The sequence below is a fragment of the Amycolatopsis mongoliensis genome, assembly GCF_030285665.1.
Lineage (GTDB): Bacteria > Actinomycetota > Actinomycetes > Mycobacteriales > Pseudonocardiaceae > Amycolatopsis > Amycolatopsis mongoliensis.
In genome coordinates, this window is the sequence record NZ_CP127295.1 from 1,829,312 (window position 1) to 1,847,577 (window position 18,266).

Consider the following 18,266-nt stretch of genomic DNA (forward strand, 5'->3'; position numbering starts at 1 on the left):
TCAGGCCGCGCGGGCGGCCCGGCCCTGCACGGCTTCGTAGTGCCCCATCAGCTCGCGGCAGACGGCCGGCCAGGTGCGGCCCAGCACCACCTTGCGCGCCTTTTCGCCGAGCCTCGCCCGCAGCGCGGGATCGCGCAGGGCGTCGACCTTCTCGACGAGCGCCGGGCCGAACCGCTCGCGGTCCGCGGGCAGCAGGTAGCCGGTCCGGCCGGGCAGCACTAGGTCCTTCGGGCCGCCCGCGTCCGGCGCGAGCACCGGCAGGCCGGACGCCATCGCCTCCTGCACCGCCTGGCAGAACGTCTCGTGCGGACCCGTGTGGACGAAGACGTCGAAGCTCGCGTACGCCGCGGAGAGCTCGTCGCCGTACTTCGCGCCGAGGAAGGCCGCGCCGGGAAGCTGCTCCCTGAGGTTTTCGATTTCGGGCCCGTCGCCGACGACGACCACGCGGATCCCCGGCATCCCGGCCAGCGCGGCCAGCCGGTCGACCTCCTTCTCGGGCGCCAGCCTGCCGACGAACCCGACGAGCAGCTCGCCGTCCGGCGCCAGCTCCGCCCGCAGCGCCGGGTCGGCGTGCTCCGGGGAGAACCGCTCGATGTCGACGCCCCGCGCCCACCGGTGCACGCGCGGGACGCCGTGCAGTTCCAGCTGCTCGACCGAGTCGCGGGACGGCGCCAGCGTCCGGTCGGCACGCGAGTGCAGGCGCCGCACCCAGCGCCACGCGGCCCGCGCGGCGATGCCGAAGCCGTACGCGGCGGCGAACCCGGCGATGTCGGTCTGGTAGACGGCGATGGACGGGACGCGCAGCCGGCGCGCGGCGGCCAGCCCGCGCGCGCCGACCACGAACGGCGAGGCGAGGTGCACGACGTCCGGGCCGAACGCGGCGAGCGCGTTGAGCACCGTGCGCGTCGGCAGGCCGATCGGCAGGGAGTTGACCCCGGGGAAGTCGAGCGCGGGGATCCGGACCACCGGGGCGCCGCGGTAGGAGTCCGGGCCCGGGCCGGGGGCGATGATCAGCACGTCGTGCGCGCGTTCGCGCAGGTGCTCGACGACCCGCAGGACGGAGTTGGTCACGCCGTTCACCTGGGGCAGGAAACTTTCGGTGACTATGGCGACTCGCACGATCCGACCATCGCACCCGATCCTGGCGACCGCGTGACACGGCGGCCAACGGTGTCCGAACACTCGGACCGCCGGAAGATCGGACACGACATGTCATCTCAAGGTCGTGTCCCGGAAACCAGCGGGGCCCAGACTAAGCAGGCATGACCCTCTTGTCCTCCAGGCCGCCGCGGCCCGTGGAGCCCGGCCTGCTGTCGAGGGCCCTCGAAGTGGCCGGGCGACTGGCCAACGACGCCACCGACGTGATCACCGCGACCGCCGGCCGCGGCGCGCATCCCTCCACACTGGACTCGCCGTTCGACTGGGTCACCGACACCGACCGGATCCTGGAGCGGCACACCCGGCGCGTCCTGACGGCGGAGTTCCCCGGCATCCCGGTGGTCGGCCACGAGTTCGGCGCGGACCACGGCGCGGACGTCGCCGAGTACCGCTGGGTGGTCGACTCGGTGGACGGCACGGCGAACTACGTGGCGGGGGTGCCGTGGTGCGCGTACAGCCTGGCGCTGGTCGACGCGGCGGGGCCGGTGGTGGGCGTGGTGGCGGACCCGTACCGGGCCCAGATCTACGCGGCCGCGCGCGGACGAGGGGCCCGCGCGAACGGCAAGCCGGTCCGCCTGACGGACCGCTGCGTGACGGCGGGCGCGCTGGTCTGCACGGAGTTCGCCCGCCGCGGGCCGTGGCCGGGGATGGGCGGCTTCATCGAGCGCGCGGCGGAGGCGCACGCCGGGGTGCGGGTGCTGGGATCGGCGGCGTTGTCGATCGCCCAGGTGGCCTTGGGTCATGCGGCGGCGGCGGTGCTGCACAGCTATCACGAGTGGGACGTGGCCGGGTCGGTGGCGATGGCGATCGAGGCCGGGGCGGTGGTGCTGGACAAGCACGGGGAGGACACGGCGTTGCCGACCGACGGGTTGCTGGTGGCGGCGCCGGGGGTGGCCGATGAGGTGCTGGGGTGGTGGCAGGAGACGGCCCACGCGGGCTGAGTTGTCCACATCGGGTCCGGCTGTCCACAGATTTGCCGCGTCACCCCTTCGGGCAGCCCTGCGCCGATAAGCTGGGACAGGGCACGCCCCCCAGGGTGTGGCGGGGGTCTGTCCGGTGGGCGGGGGTCTGTCCGGTGGGCGGGGGTCTGTCCGGTGGGCGGGGGTCTGTCCGGTGGGCGGGGGTCTGTCCGGTGGGCGCGGCCGGCCCACGCGGGCCAATCGGGTTGCGTGCGCTGTGAGGATCGGGGCATGCCCACGTTGCACACCCCTCGGCTCACGCTCGTGCCGCTGGTCGACGAGCACCTCGAGCTGGAGTACGAGCTGGACTCCGATCCCGAAGTGATGCGGTACCTCACCGGCCGGGCCGCGACCCGGGCCGAGGTCGAACGGGCCCACCGGCGCCGGATCGCCGCCGCGCCCGGGTTCGGCTTCTGGATGGGCTTCGCCGGCGACGACTTCGTCGGCTGGTGGATCCTGCGCCCGCCGCACGGCCCCGACCAGCCGGACGTCGAAGGCGAAGCCGAGCTCGGGTACCGGTTGCTGCGCCGGCAGTGGCGGCGGGGCTACGCCCGCGAAGGCTCCCGCGAGCTGATCCGGTACGGGTTCGAAGTGCTGGGCCTGGACCGCATCTTCGCCCAGACGATGGCCGTCAACTCCCCGTCCCGTGCGACGATGGCGTCGGCCGGCCTCACCTTCGCCAGGGCGTTCACCTCGGCCGCGGACCACGACGATCCGATCGACGGCGCCGAGCAGGGGGAAGTCGAGTACGAGATCACGCGGAAGACGTGGCTGGAGCAGGCGGGACAGCTCGCTTGTCCACCCGCCGGATCCACCACAGCAGCGGCCCGGCCACCAGCCACGTGAACAGCACGAAACTCCCCAGCGGCAGCAGCGTGAGCGTCGCCGACCGGCCGGCCACCCGGGCCAGCTCCGGGTCGGAGGCGTCGTACTCGATGCGGACCAGCTGGCCCGCCGCCAGGCCGTCCGGGTAGAGGACGCCGTTCGCCGGGCTGTGGACGATGCCGTCCGGGGTCTCGAAGTGGATGATCGTGCGGTCGAACGCCACCGAGTCCACCGTCGCGTTCGCCGTGCCCAGCTGGGCCTCGATCGCGCCGTCGTTGCGGATCGCCGCGAACAGGAGGCACACGCACATCACGGTGAGGAGCGAGGCGACGCCGAGGGTGGCCCACCACCCGACGCGCCTCACCCGCTCACCTTTCGTGCTCACGCCGCGAGCGTAGCGGTCCCGCTCAGTGCGAGTGCTCCGCGGCGAGATTCCGGTGGTTCGCCTGGATCTGGTCGTACGACTTCGGCTTCGCCTGAACCGAAGCCGCACGCGCCGTGAACGCAGCAGCGCCGTTCGGGCCGACCGCCGGCTTGCCGGCCGTGTACAGCCACGTCTGGAACAGGTCGTACAGCGGCTTGCCCGAAACCTTCTCGGCCAGCGCGATGAACTCCTGGATGCGCCCGTTCGACCCGCCCTTCTGGACCTGCCAGGTCTGCAGGATCTTGAAGAACGCCTCGTCGCCGACGGCCGTGCGCAGCGCCTGCAGCGTCAGCGCGCCGCGGTCGTACACGGCGTTGTCGAACTGGTTGTCCGCGCCCGGGTCGGCCGGGACGAGCTTCCACAGGTCGCCGTCGGCCGGGTTGGAGTCGTACGTGTACTGGGCCAGCTCGGCGACCGTGCCTTCGCCTTCGTGCTCGGACCACAGCCACTCGGCGTAGGACGCGAAGCCCTCGTTCAGCCAGATGTCGCTCCAGCGGCCGAGCGAGACGTTGTCGCCGAACCACTGGTGGGCGTTCTCGTGCGCGATCAACGTCGTGTTCGAGCCCGCGCGGAAGTTGCGGACGCCGTACGTCGGCCGGGTCTGGTTCTCCAGGGAGAACGTGATACCGCTGGTCACGACGCCGCCCTCGGCCTCGAACGGGTACGGCCCGAACTGCGTCGCCAGGAACGCGTCGATCTCCGGCGTCCGCTCGACGCTGGCCTTCGCCGCGTACAGCGAGTCGCCGAGGTCGGAGCCGTACGCCGTGATGAACGGCTTGCCGTCCGGCGTGGTCGACTGGTTCAGCTCGTACTTGCCGACGATGAACGACGTCAGGTACGTGGCCTGCGGCTTCGTGCTGCGCCACTGCCAGCGGGTCCACCCGGCGCGGCTCTTCGTCTTGCGGACGAGCGTGCCGTTGGTGACGGCAACGTTGTCATCCGGCGCTTCGATGGTGACGTCGTAGGTCGCCTTGTCGGTCGGGTGGTCGTTGGCCGGGAACCACCACGCGGAGCTCTGCGGCTCGTCGACGCCGAGCGCGCCGAAGGAGCCCTTCTTCCAGCCGTTGAGCCCGTCGACCTGCTCGGTGGACGGCGTGTCCGAGTAAGCCACGACGACCGTGGCGGTCTGGCCCTTGAGCAGCGGCTGCGCCGGGGTGACGACGAGTTCGCCGTTGCCGGTCTGGTTCGTGAACCGGGCCGGCCGGTTGTTCACCAGCACGCTCGACGCCTTGAGCGCGAAGTCCAGGTCGAACCGCGACAGGTCCTGCGTCGCGGTGAGCAGCAGCGTCGTGGTGCCGGCGAGGACGTCGGTAGCGGGCTGGTAGGTCAGCCGGATGTCGTAGTGCAGCACGTCCGTCCCGCCGTTGCCGGCGTTCGGGTAGTACGAGTCACCGACACCGGGGGCACCAGGCGTCGGGGCCGCACTGGCGGTGCCGGCGAGCAGCACCGAGGCGACCCCGGCCGCGAGCACACCGAGGCCGGTGCGAGTTCTTGCACGCATTCGAATCCCTCCAACGGGTGAGGATCAGCGCGCTCGAACGTAGCCAGCCAAGGAGGGGCCAGGTACAGCCGAAGGAAGGTTCTTGCCTACTGGGATCAAGATCGGAAACCGCTTGACGTGGCGGTTTGCCCCGGTCAGACGGCCGAAACCGCGCTCGACACCGCCGCCCGCAGGCGGCCGTGCAGGTCCCGGTGCCGCGCCCGGTCCACCCGCACCTCGACCACCCGCAGCCCCGGCGCCGGCCGCAGCGCCGCCCGGAACTCCGTCAGCGTCTCGGCGACCACGTGCGGCACCCGGTACCCCGCGCACAGCGCGCCCAGGTCGGCACCGTGCGGCGTCCCGAACACCCGCTCGAAGCTCGCCGCGTGCTCCGGCGCGCCCTGCTCCAGCAGCGAGAAGATCCCGCCGCCGTCGTCGTTGCACACCACGATCGTCAGGTCCGGGCGCTGCTCCGCCGGCCCGGTGAGCAGGCCCGAGGCGTCGTGCAGGAACGTCAGGTCGCCCAGCAGCGCGTACGACGGCCCGCGGTGGACGTACGCCGCGCCGATCGCCGTCGAGACCGTGCCGTCGATGCCCGCCACCCCGCGGTTGCGGTGCACCAGGACGTCCGGGCGCAGCCGGCCGGCCAGTGCCACGTCCCGGGTCGGGTTGGACGAGCCGACCACCAGCAGCGAGTCCGCGGGCAGCGCGTCCACCAGCTCCGACGCCAACCGCAGCCCGGACGGCCACGGCTCCGAGTCCAGCACCGACGCCACCGCCGAAGACGCCGCCGCGTCGGCTCGGCGCCAGCTCGCCAGCCACTCCGGGTCGGCCGGCTTGGTCGGCTCGTCGAACCACTGCCCGACCTGTCTTACGTTGTGCGCGGGCGCCGGCCAGTCCGAGTCCGGGCGCACCAGCAGGACCTCGATCGACGGGTCCGAGATCACCTTCTGGATCTGCCGGAACACCGTCGGCCGGCCGAGGCAGAGCACCTGTTCCGGCTTGTGCTTCGCGATGAACTCCTCGACGCCCAGCAGCCAGGCGCCGGACGAGATCGCCGTGCCGCCGGACAGCCCCAGCCCACCCGTCTCCGACACCACCGGCCAGCCGTGCTGCTCGGCCCACTCGCTGGCCGCCTGGACGCCGGTGTCGCACGCGATCACCAGGCCGTGCCGCGCCGAGGGCACCACGAACGACGGCAGCGCGCCGAAGTCGGGCAGCTCGGTCCAGCGGGACCCGTCGGCCCGGCCGTCCAGGGACTCGTACCACTCACCGTCGTCGAGGTCCGGCACGAGCGGCTCGCGGAACGGGATGTTCAGGTGCACCGGCCCGCAACGCCACTCGCCGTAGGCCGCGTTCCAGGCCCGGCAGATCTGGCTGCGCCAGTACGAGTTCTGGCCGGCCCGCCGCTCGGCGACGGCCAGCTCGTCGAAGTAGCGGATGGCGTTGCCGTAGAGCTGGTGCTGGTCGATGACCTGCGACGCGCCCGCGGCCCGCAGCTCGGGCGGCCGGTCGGCGGTCAGGACGATCAGCGGGACCCCGGCGCGGTCGGCCTCCAGCACCGCCGGGTGGAAGTTCGCGGCCGCGGTGCCGGACGTGCAGAGCACGGCCACCGGGCGGCCGGTGCGCGCGGCGATGCCGAGGGCGAGGAACGCGGCACCGCGCTCGTCGATGCGGACGTGCAGCTGGAGCTTCCCGGCCGCCGCCGCGTCGTAGAGCGCGATCGACAGCGGCGCGTTGCGGGAGCCCGGGCAGAGGACGACGTGCGAAACGGTGTTGCGGACGAGTTCGTCGACGATGACCCTGGCCTGCGCGGTGGAAGGGTTCACCGGCAGGCTCCGAACAGATCACAAGTGTCCACAGGTCCTATTCTCCCAAACGTGGATGACGCCCGAGTTTCCGAGCTGTTCGACCCCGCCGCGTGGACCGAGGTCGAAGGTTTCGCCTTCACCGACATCACCTACCACCGCTCCGCTGAGAGCCGTGGCGGCAAACGCGTCGTGCGGATCGCGTTCGACCGCCCGGAGGTTCGCAACGCCTTCCGGCCGCACACCGTCGACGAGCTCTACCGGGCGCTGGACCACGCCCGGATGAGCTCGGACGTCGGCTGCGTCCTGCTCACCGGCAACGGCCCCTCGCCCAAGGACGGCGGGTGGGCGTTCTGCTCCGGCGGTGACCAGCGTATTCGCGGACGCTCCGGGTATCAGTACGCGAGCGGCGAGACCTCCGACACGGTGGACCCCGCGCGGGCCGGCCGGCTGCACATCCTCGAGGTCCAGCGGCTGATCCGGTTCCTGCCGAAACCGGTGATCGCGGTGGTGCCGGGCTGGGCCGCGGGCGGCGGGCATTCCCTGCACGTGGTGTGCGATCTCACGCTCGCCTCGGCCGAGCACGCGAAGTTCAAGCAGACCGACGCCGACGTCGGCTCGTTCGACGGCGGGTACGGCTCGGCCTACCTGGCGAAGATGGTCGGGCAGAAGTTCGCCCGCGAGATCTTCTTCCTCGGCCGCGAGTACTCCGCCGAGCAGATGCACCGGATGGGTGCGGTGAACGCCGTCGTCCCGCACGCCGATCTCGAAAAAGAGGCCCTGGCCTGGGCGTGGGAGATCACCCGCAAGTCGCCGACGGCCCAGCGGATGCTGAAGTACGCGTTCAACCTCACCGACGACGGCCTGGTCGGCCAGCAGCTGTTCGCCGGCGAGACCACCCGGCTGGCGTACATGCAGGACGAAGCCGTCGAAGGCCGTGACGCGTTCCTCCAGAAGCGCGACCCCGACTTCAAGGACGTCCCCTACTACTACTGAGCTCGCACTTTCCCTATGAAAGTGCGAACTCCTCACGCGGACTTCACATCGGAAGGTGAGATGCGGACGGTCGAACTCGACGGCTCTCCGGAGGCGCTCGAGGGGTTGAAGACGGCCCTCGCGGACGCGCTGGACGGCGGCCCGGCCGTGCTGCCCTTCACCGACCCGGCGCTGCGCGACGCGATGACGCCGGACGAGCCCGCCGAACCGGACACGGCCGTGGTCATCGCCACGTCGGGCTCGACCGGCGCCCCCAAGGGCGTGCTGCTCTCGGCCCGGGCGCTGACCGCGTCCGCCGAGGCCACCCACGCGCGGCTCGGTGGCCCCGGGCACTGGCTGCTGGCGACGCCGGCGCACTACATCGGCGGCCTGCAGGTGCTGGTCCGGTCGCTGCTGGCCGGCACCACCCCGGCGCTGCTCACCGGCCGGGGCTTCCGGCCGGACGACTTCGCCGCCGCGGCGGCGAAGCTGAAGGGCGGCCCGCGGTACACGGCCCTGGTGCCGACCCAGCTGGTCCGGCTGCTCGACGACGGCGGCGCCGGGCTGGCCGCGGCGAAGGCGTTCGACGCGATCGTGGTCGGCGCCGCGGCGACGTCGGCGACCCTGCGCGAGCGCGCGGCCGACGCCGGCGTCCGGATCGTGCCCGCGTACGGCATGAGCGAGACGGCGAGCGGCTGCGTCTACGACGGCTTCCCCCTCGACGGCGTCCGGGTCGACCTGTCCGGTGAGCGCATCCGCATCGCGGGCGACGTCCTCGCGCACGGCTACCGGCTCCGGCCGGACCTGACCGCGGAGTCGTTCCGCGACGGCTGGTTCACGACGTCGGACCGTGGGGTCCGGCACGGCGACGGCCGGATCGAGGTCCTCGGCCGGGCCGACGACATGATCAACACCGGCGGCGTGAAGGTGTCCGCGAACGCGATCGAGCGACTCCTGGGCGAGCAGCCGGGGGTGCGGGACGCGTGCGTCGTCGGCCTGCCGGACCCGGAGTGGGGCGAGGCCGTCGTGGCGCTGGTCGTCCCGGAAGGGGAACCGCCCGAAGCGGACGAACTGCGCGCCGCGGTCCGGTCCGAACTGGGCGCGGCGGCGACGCCGAAACGCGTCGAATACGGCTCCGAGCTGCCCCTTCGCGGACCGGGCAAGATCGACCGGGCGGCGGTGAAGGCCCGACTTCGGTCGGGTTTGAGCAGCTGAATGGCGGCACTTCGTTGACATGTACGGCGTGCACCCGCTTGGCTACCCATCATGACGCGCTGGATTCGGACCGCTCTGCTCACGACCGCCGTCGCCATGGGGGTTCTCCTTCCCGCGGGTGCGGCGCTCGCCGACGGGCCGGCGGTGGACCCCAACGGCGGCACGCTGACCTGGCAGCTGCCGACCACCGACTGACTTCCCGGGTTCCCGCTCCGGCTTGATCGTCATGGCGTTGAATGGCGCCATGGCGAGCTTGAGCGAGTGGATCGAAGGGGCCCGGCCGCGGACGCTGCCCAACGCGGTGGCGCCGGTGGTGGCGGGCGTCGGCGCGGCGATCGCGCTGGACGCGTTCTCGTGGTGGCGCTCGGTTCTGGCGCTGCTGGTCTCCCTCTCGCTGATCGTCGGCGTCAACTACGCCAACGACTACTCCGACGGCATCCGCGGCACGGACGAAAACCGCGTCGGACCGTTGCGACTGGTCGGTTCCGGGGTCGCCGCGCCGAAGGCGGTGCTGACGGCGGCGCTCGTCGCGCTGGGCCTGGCCGGGGTGCTGGGCCTGGTGCTGGTGGCGGTCAGCGGGCACTGGTGGCTGCTGGCCATGGGGGCGCTGTGCATCCTCGGCGCATGGTTCTACACGGGCGGCAAGAAGCCTTACGGCTACTACGGTTTCGGCGAGATCGCCGTGTTCGTGTTCTTCGGCCTGGCCGGCGTCCTGGGCACGGTGTACGTGCAGGCCGGGCGGGTCAGCTGGGCGGCGCTGGCGTGCGCGGTCGCGGTCGGCTGCTTCTCGACGGCGGTCCTGACGGCCAACAACCTGCGTGACATCCCGACCGACATCGAGTCCGGCAAGCGCACCCTGGCCACCCGCCTCGGCGACCGGGGCACCCGGAACCTGTACCTGGTGCTGGTGACGGCGCCGTACGTGCTCAGCGTGGTCCTGGCGGTCACCGGGCCCGGACTGGCGGCGCTGGCCGTGCTGACCATTGGCCTGCTGCTGCCCGCCATCGGCGCCGTCCACGGCGGGAAGACCGGGCGGGAGCTGATCCCCGCGTTGCGGGACACCGGCCTGGCCATGCTCCTGTGGGCGGTCGTCACCGCGATCGCGCTGAACCTCTAGTCCTCCGGGACGAACTTCCCCGTCGTCAGGAACTCTTCGAACAACGCCGTGTGCGGCGCCAGGTCGAGTCCCTGCTTCGCGACCCACTCGTCGTTGTAGTACGTGTGCGCGTACCGCTCGCCACCGTCGCAGAGCAGCGTCACGACGCTGCCCGCCTGGCCGTCCTCGACCATGCGCGAGATGAGCCGGAACGCGCCGTAGAGGTTCGTGCCCGTCGAGCCGCCCGCCCAGTGCCCGGTGCGCTCGCGCAGCAGCCGGATCGCCGCCAGGGAGCCCGCGTCGGGGATCCGGAACATCTCGTCGATGACACCCGGCACGAACGACGGTTCGCAGCGCGGCCGGCCGATCCCCTCGATCCGCGACGGCATGCCGGTCGCGTAGTCGAGCGCCCCGGTCTCCCAAGCGCCGTAGAACGACGAGTTCTCCGGGTCGACCACGCAGATCTTCGTGGTGTGGCGCTTGTAGCGGACGTACCGGCCGAAGGTCGCGCTCGTGCCGCCGGTGCCCGCGCCGACCACGATCCACGCCGGCACCGGGTGGCGCTCCGCGCGCATCTGCGCGAAGACCGACTCGGCGATGTTGTTGTTGCCGCGCCAGTCCGTCGCGCGCTCGGCGTAGGTGAACTGGTCGAGGTAGTGCCCGCCGCACTCGGCCGCGAGCCGCTCCGCCTCGGGGTACATCGCCGGCGCCTCGTCGACGTAGTGGCACTCGCCGCCGTAGAACTCGATGAGCGCGATCTTCTCCTTCGACGTGCGCCGCGGCACGACGGTGATGAAGCGCAGGCCCAGCATGCGAGCGAAGTAGGCCTCGGACACCGCGGTCGACCCGCTGGACGCCTCGACGAGCACGGTGTCCGGCCCGATCTGGCCGTTGACGAGCCCGTACAGGAACAGCGACCGCGCGAGCCGGTGCTTCAGCGAGCCGGTCGGGTGGACGGACTCGTCCTTGAGGTACAGGTCGATGCCCCACTCCGGGGGCAGCGGGAAGACGTGCAGGTGGGTGTCGGCGCTGCGGTTCGCGTCGGCCTCGATGATCCGGACGGCCTCGCGGACCCAGCTGCGGGCGTGCAGGCGGCTCATTCCGGCTGGCCGGAGACGTCTCCGCGCAGCTGCGCGCGCAGGTCGGCACGGGCCCGGGCGCGCTTCTCGTTGCGCTTGGCCAGGCCGGCCGTGACGCGGGCGTTCAGCGGGCGGAACAGCAGCAGGCCCAGCGGCAGCCCGACGACCAGGCCGACGACCAGCGCCACCAGCAGCGGCACCCCGGCCAGGGACAGCACCCACGCGATCACCGCGACCAGCACGAACCGCGCCACCAGGTACAGCGTCAGGTCACGGGCCAGCTGCGGGGCCTTCTCGTCGCTCACACCGAAGCAGGCTACGCGCCACCCGCCCGGTCCCGCTGCAGGCCCGCGTTGTTCGGGCGGCCCTCGAAGCGGGTCGAGAGCACGACGGTCGTGTTCGTCCGCCCGACGCCGGGGATGCGCCGGAGGCGGCCGAGGGTGCGCTCCAGCTCGTCGACGGTCGGCACGCGCACCTTGACGACGAAGGCCTCGTCCCCCGCCACCGCGTAGCAGCTCTCGACCTCGTCGAGCTCGGCGAGCGCGTCGGCGACGTCGTCCTCCGTGGCGGTGTCGGTCGGGTGGATGCTGACGAGAGCGGTGACGCCGAGGCCGACCGAGCTCGGGTCGACGACCGCGTGGTAGCCGGTGATCACGCCGGCGGCTTCCAGCTTGCCCACCCGCTCGTGCACCGACGACGCGGAGAGCCCGACGGCCCGCCCGAGGTCCGCATAGGTGGCCCGTCCGTTGATACGCAACGCCGCGATGATCTTCCGGTCCAACTGATCCACGAGATCACTCTATGCGGTTGGACAATCCCCCATTGGCACCATGCCACGCGGCCGATGACCGGGTCGAACGACATCCGGGCACGTCAGGTCACCGCAAATTAGTTGCACAACGTAAGCAAACTGTCCGTTTTGACCTTTAAGGGCTCTTTACTCTTGGACAACCGTTCGAGTACCCGACGGGTGAAGTGCAACGATTGCCGTGTTGGCTACCCCGGCGCGACGGGCCAAAAGGGCCCGGACGCCTCCGGTATAGCAGTGAGGTCGTTAAGGAGGCGGAAAATGACCGCGACGATGGGCGGACGCCTGCTCACCCCTGGTGAGGTGGCAGCACTGTTCCGGGTGGACCCCAAGACGGTCACCCGGTGGGCGACAGCCGGGCGGATCGGCTCGATCCGGACCCCGGGCGGGCACCGGCGGTTCCGGGAGTCCGAGGTGAACGAGCTCCTCGCGGAGCTGACCACGGACGCCAGCGAACCGGCCCGCAAGGCCTGAACCATCTCGAGCGCCGGGCCGTGTCGGGTACGGGGGACTTACCCCCGCCCCGCGCGGCCCTTCGTGTTCTGGTCGTCACCCCGCCCGACGGGGTTCGGGCCGAAACCCGGCTCGACGGGTTAACCTCGGGGGACCCACACGGAAGGATCCGGCATGCTCGCTCTGCTCGCAGCGGTCGGCGCGCTGGTCGTCGCCCTGCTCCTGTGGCGGTCGTTCGCCGGTCAGCGGGTCGGGGTCACCTCGCCCCCGCGCCGCGCCCCGATCGCCCCGGACGACGACCCCGACTTCCTGCGCCAGCTGTCCGAACAGCAGCGCAAGCGCCGGGACGAAGACAGCTGAGCCTTTTACTTTCGCTTGCCGGAACCCGTCACTCGCGTGACTGGACCCGGATCTGACGTGATCGAAGCCGGAACTCGCGAGTTCCGGCTTCGATCACGCGAGTTCCGGCCCGAATCACGCGGGTGACGACTTAGCGGTAGCCCTGCGAGAGCGGGGTGGCGAAGCCGTCGGCCACCGTCGCGGCCAGGTCCAGCAGGGCCAGGCGCGTGTCGCCGGACAGGCGGTCCAATTCGATCTCCGCGCCCTCTTCCAGGTGCGGGTCGAACGGCACCTTGCACACCGCCCGGACCTTCGCACCGAAGTGGGCCGAAAGCTTGTCGAGGTCGACCGAGCCGCCCTTGGGACGGACCGAGTTGATCACCGCCACCGAGCGCTTCACGAGCTCGCCGTAGCCGTGGGCCTCGAGCCAGTCGAGCGTCGCCGAGGCGCTGCGGGCGCCGTCCACCGAGCCGGACGACACGACGACGAGCGCGTCCGCGACGTCCAGGACGCCCTTCATCGCCGAGTGCATCAGGCCGGTCCCGCAGTCGGTGAGCACGATGTTGTAGAAGTGCTCGAGCAGGTTGACCGTGCGCCGGTAGTCCTCCTCGGAGAAGGCCTCGGAAACGGCCGGGTCCTGCTCGCTCGCGAGGATTTCCAGCCGGCTGGCGCCCTGGGACGTGTAGGACCGGACGTCGCTGTAGCGCGTGATGCGGGCCGCGTCGCGCAGGAGGTGGCGGACCGTCGCCGTCGTCTCCAGCGGGAGCTTCTGCGACAGCGTGCCGCGGTCCGGGTTGGCGTCCACCGCCACCACACGGTCACCGCGCAGGGAGGCGAACGTCGCCCCGAGCGTCGTCGTCACCGTCGTCTTGCCGACGCCGCCCTTCAACGACAGCATCGCGATCTTGTAGCACCCGCGCAGCGGCTGGTTGACGCGCGCGATGAGGTCGCGGCGCTGCGTGTCCGCCGGGCTCTCGCCGGGGTTGATCAGCTTCCCGGAACCGACGTAGACGGCCTTGCGCCAGCCCGACTGCGGAGGCCGCTTGACCTGCTTGACCAGGTGCGCGGTCGACAGGTCGTGGCCGTGGCCCGGCTGCTGCGGCGCCGCGTGCCGGCCGCCGCCCTGGGGCTGCGGCAGCCCGGACGGCTGCTGCGGCGGGTACTGGGCCTGCGCCTGGGCGTACTGCGGCTGCAGCGGCGGGAGGTTCTGGTCGTAGCCGTACTGGGGCACCTGGTGCGGCCCCGACACGGCGGGGTTGGGCACCTGGTGCGGCCCCGACACGGCCGGGTTCGGCACCTGGTGGGGCCCGGACACCGCCGGGTTGGGCGGCGGGGCGACCGCCTGCGTCGGCTGCACGTCGAACGCGCCCGACGTCTCCGGGTGCGGGTGCGAGTCCGTCCGGTCGTCGGCGAACAGGCTTACCTCCGGCTGCTGCGGGGCAGCGGCCGGTTCAGCCTGTTCGGGGTGGCCAGGAGCCGATTCTTCACTGGGTCCGGTCACCGGTGTAAACCTCCGCGCACTCCGCCCGACATCAATCCCCCTGATGACGACGGTAGTCGGCGTACCAGCGGGTTGCTCAGCCCACCCCGGCGTACGAGTGCAAGCCCGCCGTGACGAGGTTCACGAAGAACAGGTTGAAGATCATCGCGGCGAACCCGACGATGTTGATCGCCGCGGCCCGGGCCCCGCGCCAGCCGGCGGTCGCCCGCGAGTGCAGGTAGGCCGCGTAGATCACCCAGGCGATGAACGCGACGGTCTCCTTGGGGTCCCAGCCCCAGAACCGGCCCCAGGCCGACTCGGCCCAGACCGCGCCGCAGAGCACGCCGAAGGTGAAGACCGGGAAGGCGAAGATCGTCGTCCGGTAGGCGATCCGGTCGAGGACGTCGGCCGCGGGCAGCTTCGAGGCGAACCGGGCGAACTTCGTCTCGTCCTTCTCGTACGCCGCCCGGAAGAGGTAGAGCACGCTGGCGACACCGGGAACGAGGAACACGCCGGAGCCGATGATGGCCGCCGAGACGTGGATGACCAGCCAGTACGACTGCAGCGCGGGCTGCACCGGCGCCGCGGTCGTGTACAGCAGCGTGCCGTTGATGAACATCAGGATCACGACGGGCAGCAGCAGGAAGCCGGTGAGGTGCCGGACCGGGAACTTCGACATGACGACGATCCAGGTGACCACCGTGATGAAGGTGACCGCCATGCCGTACTCGTACATGTTGCCCCACGGCGCGCGGTGCACGGCGAGCCCGCGCAGCACGATCGCCGACAGCTGCAGCAGCGCGCCGAGCACGAGCAGCGAGGCGCCCATCTTGCCGATCCGCTCGGGGCGGCCGGCCGCACGCTGCGCGACCCGGGCCTCTTCGATCGGCGGGCCGCCGGCACCGACGAGCTCACGCGCCCGCAGCTTGGCCCGCTCGGTGGCGAGCCGGCCCTTGGCGCCGAAGCCCTGCTCGATCAGCGTCATCATCAGCGCGACGACGTAGATCGCGGCGGCGGTGGTGTAGAGCCAGTCGCTGTAGGTGGACAGCGTCTCGTTGATCGGCATGCCTCAGCCCTTCTGACCACTGATCAGGCGTTCACTGATCCGGTGGAACTCTTCGCCGTACCCGGCCTGGTCGGTGCGGGCCAGTCCGGCGACCTCGATCACGGTACCCGGGTCGTCCTCGGTACCCGGCCTCACCCGCACCCACAGCCTCCGGCGCTTGACCAGCAGGGACGCGCCGAGGCCGAGGAACATCGCGATCGCGAAACCGAGCACGAACCCCTGCGTCGGGTCGTGGGAGACCTGCAGGGAGACCCAGTGGTTGACGCCGTCGAAGCGGACCTTCGTGCCGTCGTCGAGCTTGATCTCCTGGCCGACCTTGAGGTTCTCGCGGGCGACCTTCTTCAGCCTGCCGTCGTCCACGAGCGACTGGTCGATCTCGAACACCGACTGGCCGCGCCCGGCGTCCAGGCCGAGGTCGCCGCGCATGATGTCGACGGCGACGGCGGGGTCCTTCAGCTCCGGCGCCGACGACGTCAGGACGTTGCCGTGCAGGAACGACGTCGGCGCGAACAGCCCGGTGATGGCGAGCTGGCGGGTCCGCCGCTGCACCTCGTCGGTGATGCCGGGCTGGTCGAACTTCGTCGCGCCCTCGGCGAGCATCGTGGTCGGGTCGACCGTGCGCCACTGGGTGTTCTGGGTGCGCTTGGTGCCGTCCGGGAAGGTCACCGTGAACTGCGGCGAGTAGCCCTGGCCGAGCAGGTAGACGCGGTCGCCGGCGGTGCGCAGCGGCGAGTTGACCTCGAGGCCGTACGGGCGCCAGGTGTTCGTGTCGAGGTCTCCGCCGGACTGGTACTGGATGTTCGCGTGGTAGTACTCCGGCTCGCCGGCCGGGGTGTACCGCACGGTGAAGTCGTTGACCTTCACGCAGAACGGGTCGAGGTCGGTGCCGTCGACGCGCAGGCCCGCGTTGAAGGAGTCGTAGTTGTAGATGCCGGAGTTGCAGAAGCTGTCGCCGTCGGCCTGGACGATGACCTGGCCTTCGTACCCGTACAGCTTGCCCAGCGCGAAGAACACGATCAGGCCGAGCATGCTGAAGTGGAAGAGCAGGTTGCCGGTCTCGCGCAGGAACCCGCGTTCGGCGGAGATCGTGCGGACGCCGTCGGCTTCTTCGCGCTCGACGCGCCGCCAGCCGGACAGGTGCTTGTGGACGGCGGCGATCTCGGCGCCGACGTCGGACTTGCCGCGGCCGAGCCGGTAGTGCGGCATCCGCGCGAGGTTGCGCGGGGTCAGCACCGGCTTGGCGCGCATCGCCTTGACGTAGTCGAAGCTGCGCGGGGTCAGGCAGCCGACGAGCGAGATCATCAGCAGCAGGTAGATGGCCGAAAACCAGATGCTGGAGTAGACGTCGTAGAACTCGAGCTTGTCGAGCAGGGTGCCCCACCAGCCGTGGGCGGTGATGTACTCGTCGACCTTGGGGGCGTTGAGCTTCCGCTGCGGCAGGAGCGCGCCGGGCAGGGCGGCGAGGGCGAGCAGGAACAGCAGGACGAGCGCGGTGCGCATCGACGTCAGGCCGCGCCAGGTGTTGCGCACGAAGGCGAAGGTGCGCTTGGCGGGCGTCGGGCCCTTGGGGGCCGCGGGCGGGGCCTCGGTGGTCGTCACAGCGGCAGCTCCAGGGTGCCCGTGAGCTCGTTGCGGAGGAAGCCCATCAGGTCTCCCCAGACGCCGGTGACCAGCAGGATCCCGACGACCATCAGCAGTGCGCCGCCGAAGATCTGCACCTGGCGGCCGTGCCGACGCACCCAGTCGGTGGCCCGGACGGCCCAGCGAGCGCCGAGTGCGATGAGCAGGAACGGCACCCCGAGGCCGAGGCAGTAGACGGCGATCAGCAGGTAGCCGCGGGCCGCGGCGCCGCCGGTCGCGCTGGCCAGCGACATGACGGCGGAGAGTGTCGGGCCGATGCAGGGCGTCCAGCCGAGGCCGAAGACCGCGCCGAGCAGCGGCGCGCCCCAGACGCCCCCGCCCGGGACGCGGTGAGAGCGGACCTCGCGCTGCAGGCCGGGGATCCAGCCGAGGAACACCAGCGCCATGGCGATGGTCAGGACGCCGCCGATCCGCTGGAGGAGGCTCTGGTTGAGGGTGAGCGTGTCGGCCAGCCAGACGAGGGTGCCCAGCGTGGCGACGAAGACGACGGTGAACCCGAGCACGAACAGCAGCGCGGCGCCGAGAACGGCCCAGCGGCCCTTCTTGCGGTCCTCGTCGGCGCTGACGGCGGGCGCGTCCGCGCCGACGAGCGCGGCGAGGTACGCGAGGTACCCCGGCACGAGCGGAACGACGCACGGCGAGGCGAAGGAGATCGTTCCGGCCAGCAGCGCGACGCCCGCGGCGAGCAGCAGCGGTCCGGAGATCGCCAGCTCGGTCACGGAGTTCACCCCGTTGAGGGTAGGCAGTGAGGTCCCGGTGAGAACGCCGGGGCCGCTTCACAGGACCTACGCCACAGCAGATCAGGACCTTGGTCCCGCCCGTCCGCTCACACCGGAGCGCCCCAATGTGGCGGTGGTTGCGTCCCACGCACCCAATGTGGCGTTCGCCGGCTGCCAACGGACAGCCCGTGAGCGTCCGGCCTGTCAGGCCTTCAGGCGTTGCGTCCCTGCAGTTGTCCACAGCGCGCCGCGAATGTGGACAGCTCCGGCGCGGAGCCGGCTGTCAGCGGGGTTTGTCGCACCTCGCCGATAGACTGGACAAGGGCACGCCCCCCAGGGATGGGTGGGGGCGCCGGGGCGCCGTCGATCAGAAGTGCACCTCGACGCACGGCCGGCCGCGCAGGGCGTGGCCGGCGCCGGTCTGCTCCCAGCCTTCGACGCACAGCACCGAGCCGTTCGGCAGGTCACGCCCCGGGTAGATCCTGTACCCGGAGAAGCCCCAGGTCTGCGTCGGGCTGTTGACGTCGATGCCGCCGCCGTAGATGTGGAAGTGGCCGTAGAAGCTGTCCCCCGGCTTGGTGTGGGCCTGGATCATGTCGACCCGCAGCCCGCTCCCGTCCACCTCGATGCAGCTCCGGTCGTTGCAGCCGCCCGCGGACGCGAGCGCGGGCGTCGCCACCGCGGTGGTGGCGGCCGCCGCGATCAGTGCGGCGGCCGCGATCTTCTTCAGCATGGTTCCTC

20 protein-coding genes are annotated in these 18,266 nt (G+C 71.4%); 8 read left to right on the plus strand and 12 right to left on the minus strand.

The features are described from left to right. Window positions 1-1,071, minus strand: a complete 1,071-nt coding sequence (locus tag QRX60_RS08685) for a glycosyltransferase family 4 protein (protein WP_286000257.1) — start codon at window positions 1,069-1,071, stop codon at window positions 1-3. Window positions 1,072-1,262: 191 nt separating this feature from the next. Here QRX60_RS08685 and QRX60_RS08690 point away from each other — a divergent pair, with 191 nt between their 5' ends. After that, window positions 1,263-2,099, plus strand: coding sequence for an inositol monophosphatase family protein (locus tag QRX60_RS08690; RefSeq protein WP_286000258.1), 837 nt, complete (start codon window positions 1,263-1,265; stop codon window positions 2,097-2,099). A gap of 249 nt (window positions 2,100-2,348) precedes the next feature. After that, window positions 2,349-2,963 (plus strand): GNAT family N-acetyltransferase, encoded by a 615-nt coding sequence (locus QRX60_RS08695; RefSeq protein ID WP_286000259.1) that lies wholly within the window; start codon window positions 2,349-2,351, stop codon window positions 2,961-2,963. On the opposite strand, the gene QRX60_RS08700 is transcribed toward QRX60_RS08695, so the two are convergent. From QRX60_RS08700 to menD, 3 genes are all read right to left on the minus strand, one after another. Continuing rightward, a complete protein-coding gene (locus tag QRX60_RS08700) occupies window positions 2,872-3,327 on the minus strand; it encodes a DUF3592 domain-containing protein (RefSeq protein WP_286000260.1) in 456 nt (151 codons plus the stop codon). The genes QRX60_RS08695 and QRX60_RS08700 overlap by 92 nt on opposite strands. A gap of 22 nt (window positions 3,328-3,349) precedes the next feature. Then, the gene (locus QRX60_RS08705; RefSeq protein WP_286000261.1) at window positions 3,350-4,867 is read right to left on the minus strand and encodes a M1 family metallopeptidase; all 1,518 of its coding nucleotides are present in this window, start codon (window positions 4,865-4,867) and stop codon (window positions 3,350-3,352) included. Between the two features lie 134 nt (window positions 4,868-5,001). Then, window positions 5,002-6,675: a 2-succinyl-5-enolpyruvyl-6-hydroxy-3-cyclohexene-1-carboxylic-acid synthase gene (gene menD, locus QRX60_RS08710; RefSeq protein WP_286000262.1), complete on the minus strand. Its 1,674-nt coding sequence runs from the start codon at window positions 6,673-6,675 to the stop codon at window positions 5,002-5,004. 51 nt (window positions 6,676-6,726) lie between these two features. On the opposite strand from menD, the gene QRX60_RS08715 reads away from it, so the two are divergent. The 4 genes from QRX60_RS08715 to QRX60_RS08730 are packed head-to-tail and all read left to right on the plus strand — an operon-like array spanning window position 6,727 to window position 9,961. After that, window positions 6,727-7,650 carry a 1,4-dihydroxy-2-naphthoyl-CoA synthase gene (locus QRX60_RS08715; RefSeq protein ID WP_286000263.1) on the plus strand — a complete coding sequence of 308 codons (924 nt, stop codon included), beginning with the start codon at window positions 6,727-6,729 and terminating at the stop codon, window positions 7,648-7,650. A gap of 60 nt (window positions 7,651-7,710) precedes the next feature. Further along, complete coding sequence (menE, locus tag QRX60_RS08720; protein WP_286000264.1) at window positions 7,711-8,844, plus strand: o-succinylbenzoate--CoA ligase; 1,134 nt, start codon at window positions 7,711-7,713, stop codon at window positions 8,842-8,844. Window positions 8,845-8,895: 51 nt separating this feature from the next. Continuing rightward, a complete protein-coding gene (locus tag QRX60_RS08725; RefSeq protein WP_286000265.1) occupies window positions 8,896-9,039 on the plus strand; it encodes a hypothetical protein in 144 nt (47 codons plus the stop codon). Window positions 9,040-9,088: 49 nt separating this feature from the next. Then, window positions 9,089-9,961, plus strand: a complete 873-nt coding sequence (locus QRX60_RS08730; protein ID WP_286000266.1) for a 1,4-dihydroxy-2-naphthoate polyprenyltransferase — start codon at window positions 9,089-9,091, stop codon at window positions 9,959-9,961. On the opposite strand, the gene cds1 is transcribed toward QRX60_RS08730, so the two are convergent. The 3 genes from cds1 to QRX60_RS08745 are packed head-to-tail and all read right to left on the minus strand — an operon-like array spanning window position 9,958 to window position 11,809. Further along, window positions 9,958-11,040: an L-cysteine desulfhydrase Cds1 gene (cds1, locus tag QRX60_RS08735; protein ID WP_286000267.1), complete on the minus strand. Its 1,083-nt coding sequence runs from the start codon at window positions 11,038-11,040 to the stop codon at window positions 9,958-9,960. The genes QRX60_RS08730 and cds1 overlap by 4 nt on opposite strands. After that, the gene (locus QRX60_RS08740) at window positions 11,037-11,324 is read right to left on the minus strand and encodes a DUF4229 domain-containing protein (protein ID WP_286000268.1); all 288 of its coding nucleotides are present in this window, start codon (window positions 11,322-11,324) and stop codon (window positions 11,037-11,039) included. The genes cds1 and QRX60_RS08740 overlap by 4 nt, the downstream gene beginning before the upstream one ends. Before the next feature lie 11 nt (window positions 11,325-11,335). Beyond that, complete coding sequence (locus QRX60_RS08745; RefSeq protein WP_286000269.1) at window positions 11,336-11,809, minus strand: Lrp/AsnC family transcriptional regulator; 474 nt, start codon at window positions 11,807-11,809, stop codon at window positions 11,336-11,338. A gap of 279 nt (window positions 11,810-12,088) precedes the next feature. Between QRX60_RS08745 and QRX60_RS08750 the strand changes: the two genes are divergently transcribed. Both QRX60_RS08750 and QRX60_RS08755 read left to right on the plus strand, forming a co-directional pair. Continuing rightward, window positions 12,089-12,301, plus strand: a complete 213-nt coding sequence (locus QRX60_RS08750; protein WP_072474890.1) for a BldC family transcriptional regulator — start codon at window positions 12,089-12,091, stop codon at window positions 12,299-12,301. A 153-nt stretch (window positions 12,302-12,454) separates the two neighbouring features. Continuing rightward, on the plus strand, window positions 12,455-12,640 hold the full coding sequence (locus QRX60_RS08755; protein ID WP_286000270.1) for a hypothetical protein: 186 nt from the start codon (window positions 12,455-12,457) through the stop codon (window positions 12,638-12,640). Between the two features lie 130 nt (window positions 12,641-12,770). Here the strand turns inward: QRX60_RS08755 and QRX60_RS08760 are convergent, their stop codons facing one another. The 5 genes from QRX60_RS08760 to QRX60_RS08780 form a co-directional block, all read right to left on the minus strand. Then, window positions 12,771-14,120 carry a MinD/ParA family ATP-binding protein gene (locus QRX60_RS08760; protein ID WP_286000271.1) on the minus strand — a complete coding sequence of 450 codons (1,350 nt, stop codon included), beginning with the start codon at window positions 14,118-14,120 and terminating at the stop codon, window positions 12,771-12,773. Between the two features lie 76 nt (window positions 14,121-14,196). Beyond that, entirely contained in the window at window positions 14,197-15,165 is a 969-nt protein-coding gene (gene ccsB / locus QRX60_RS08765) for a c-type cytochrome biogenesis protein CcsB (RefSeq protein ID WP_286000272.1), read from the minus strand. Window positions 15,166-15,168: 3 nt separating this feature from the next. Continuing rightward, window positions 15,169-16,764, minus strand: a complete 1,596-nt coding sequence (resB, locus tag QRX60_RS08770) for a cytochrome c biogenesis protein ResB (protein WP_286000273.1) — start codon at window positions 16,762-16,764, stop codon at window positions 15,169-15,171. Continuing rightward, window positions 16,761-17,534, minus strand: coding sequence for a cytochrome c biogenesis CcdA family protein (locus QRX60_RS08775; protein ID WP_286000274.1), 774 nt, complete (start codon window positions 17,532-17,534; stop codon window positions 16,761-16,763). The genes resB and QRX60_RS08775 overlap by 4 nt, the downstream gene beginning before the upstream one ends. 358 nt (window positions 17,535-17,892) lie before the next feature. After that, window positions 17,893-18,258, minus strand: a complete 366-nt coding sequence (locus QRX60_RS08780; protein WP_286000275.1) for a hypothetical protein — start codon at window positions 18,256-18,258, stop codon at window positions 17,893-17,895. Window positions 18,259-18,266: the final 8 nt, after the last annotated feature.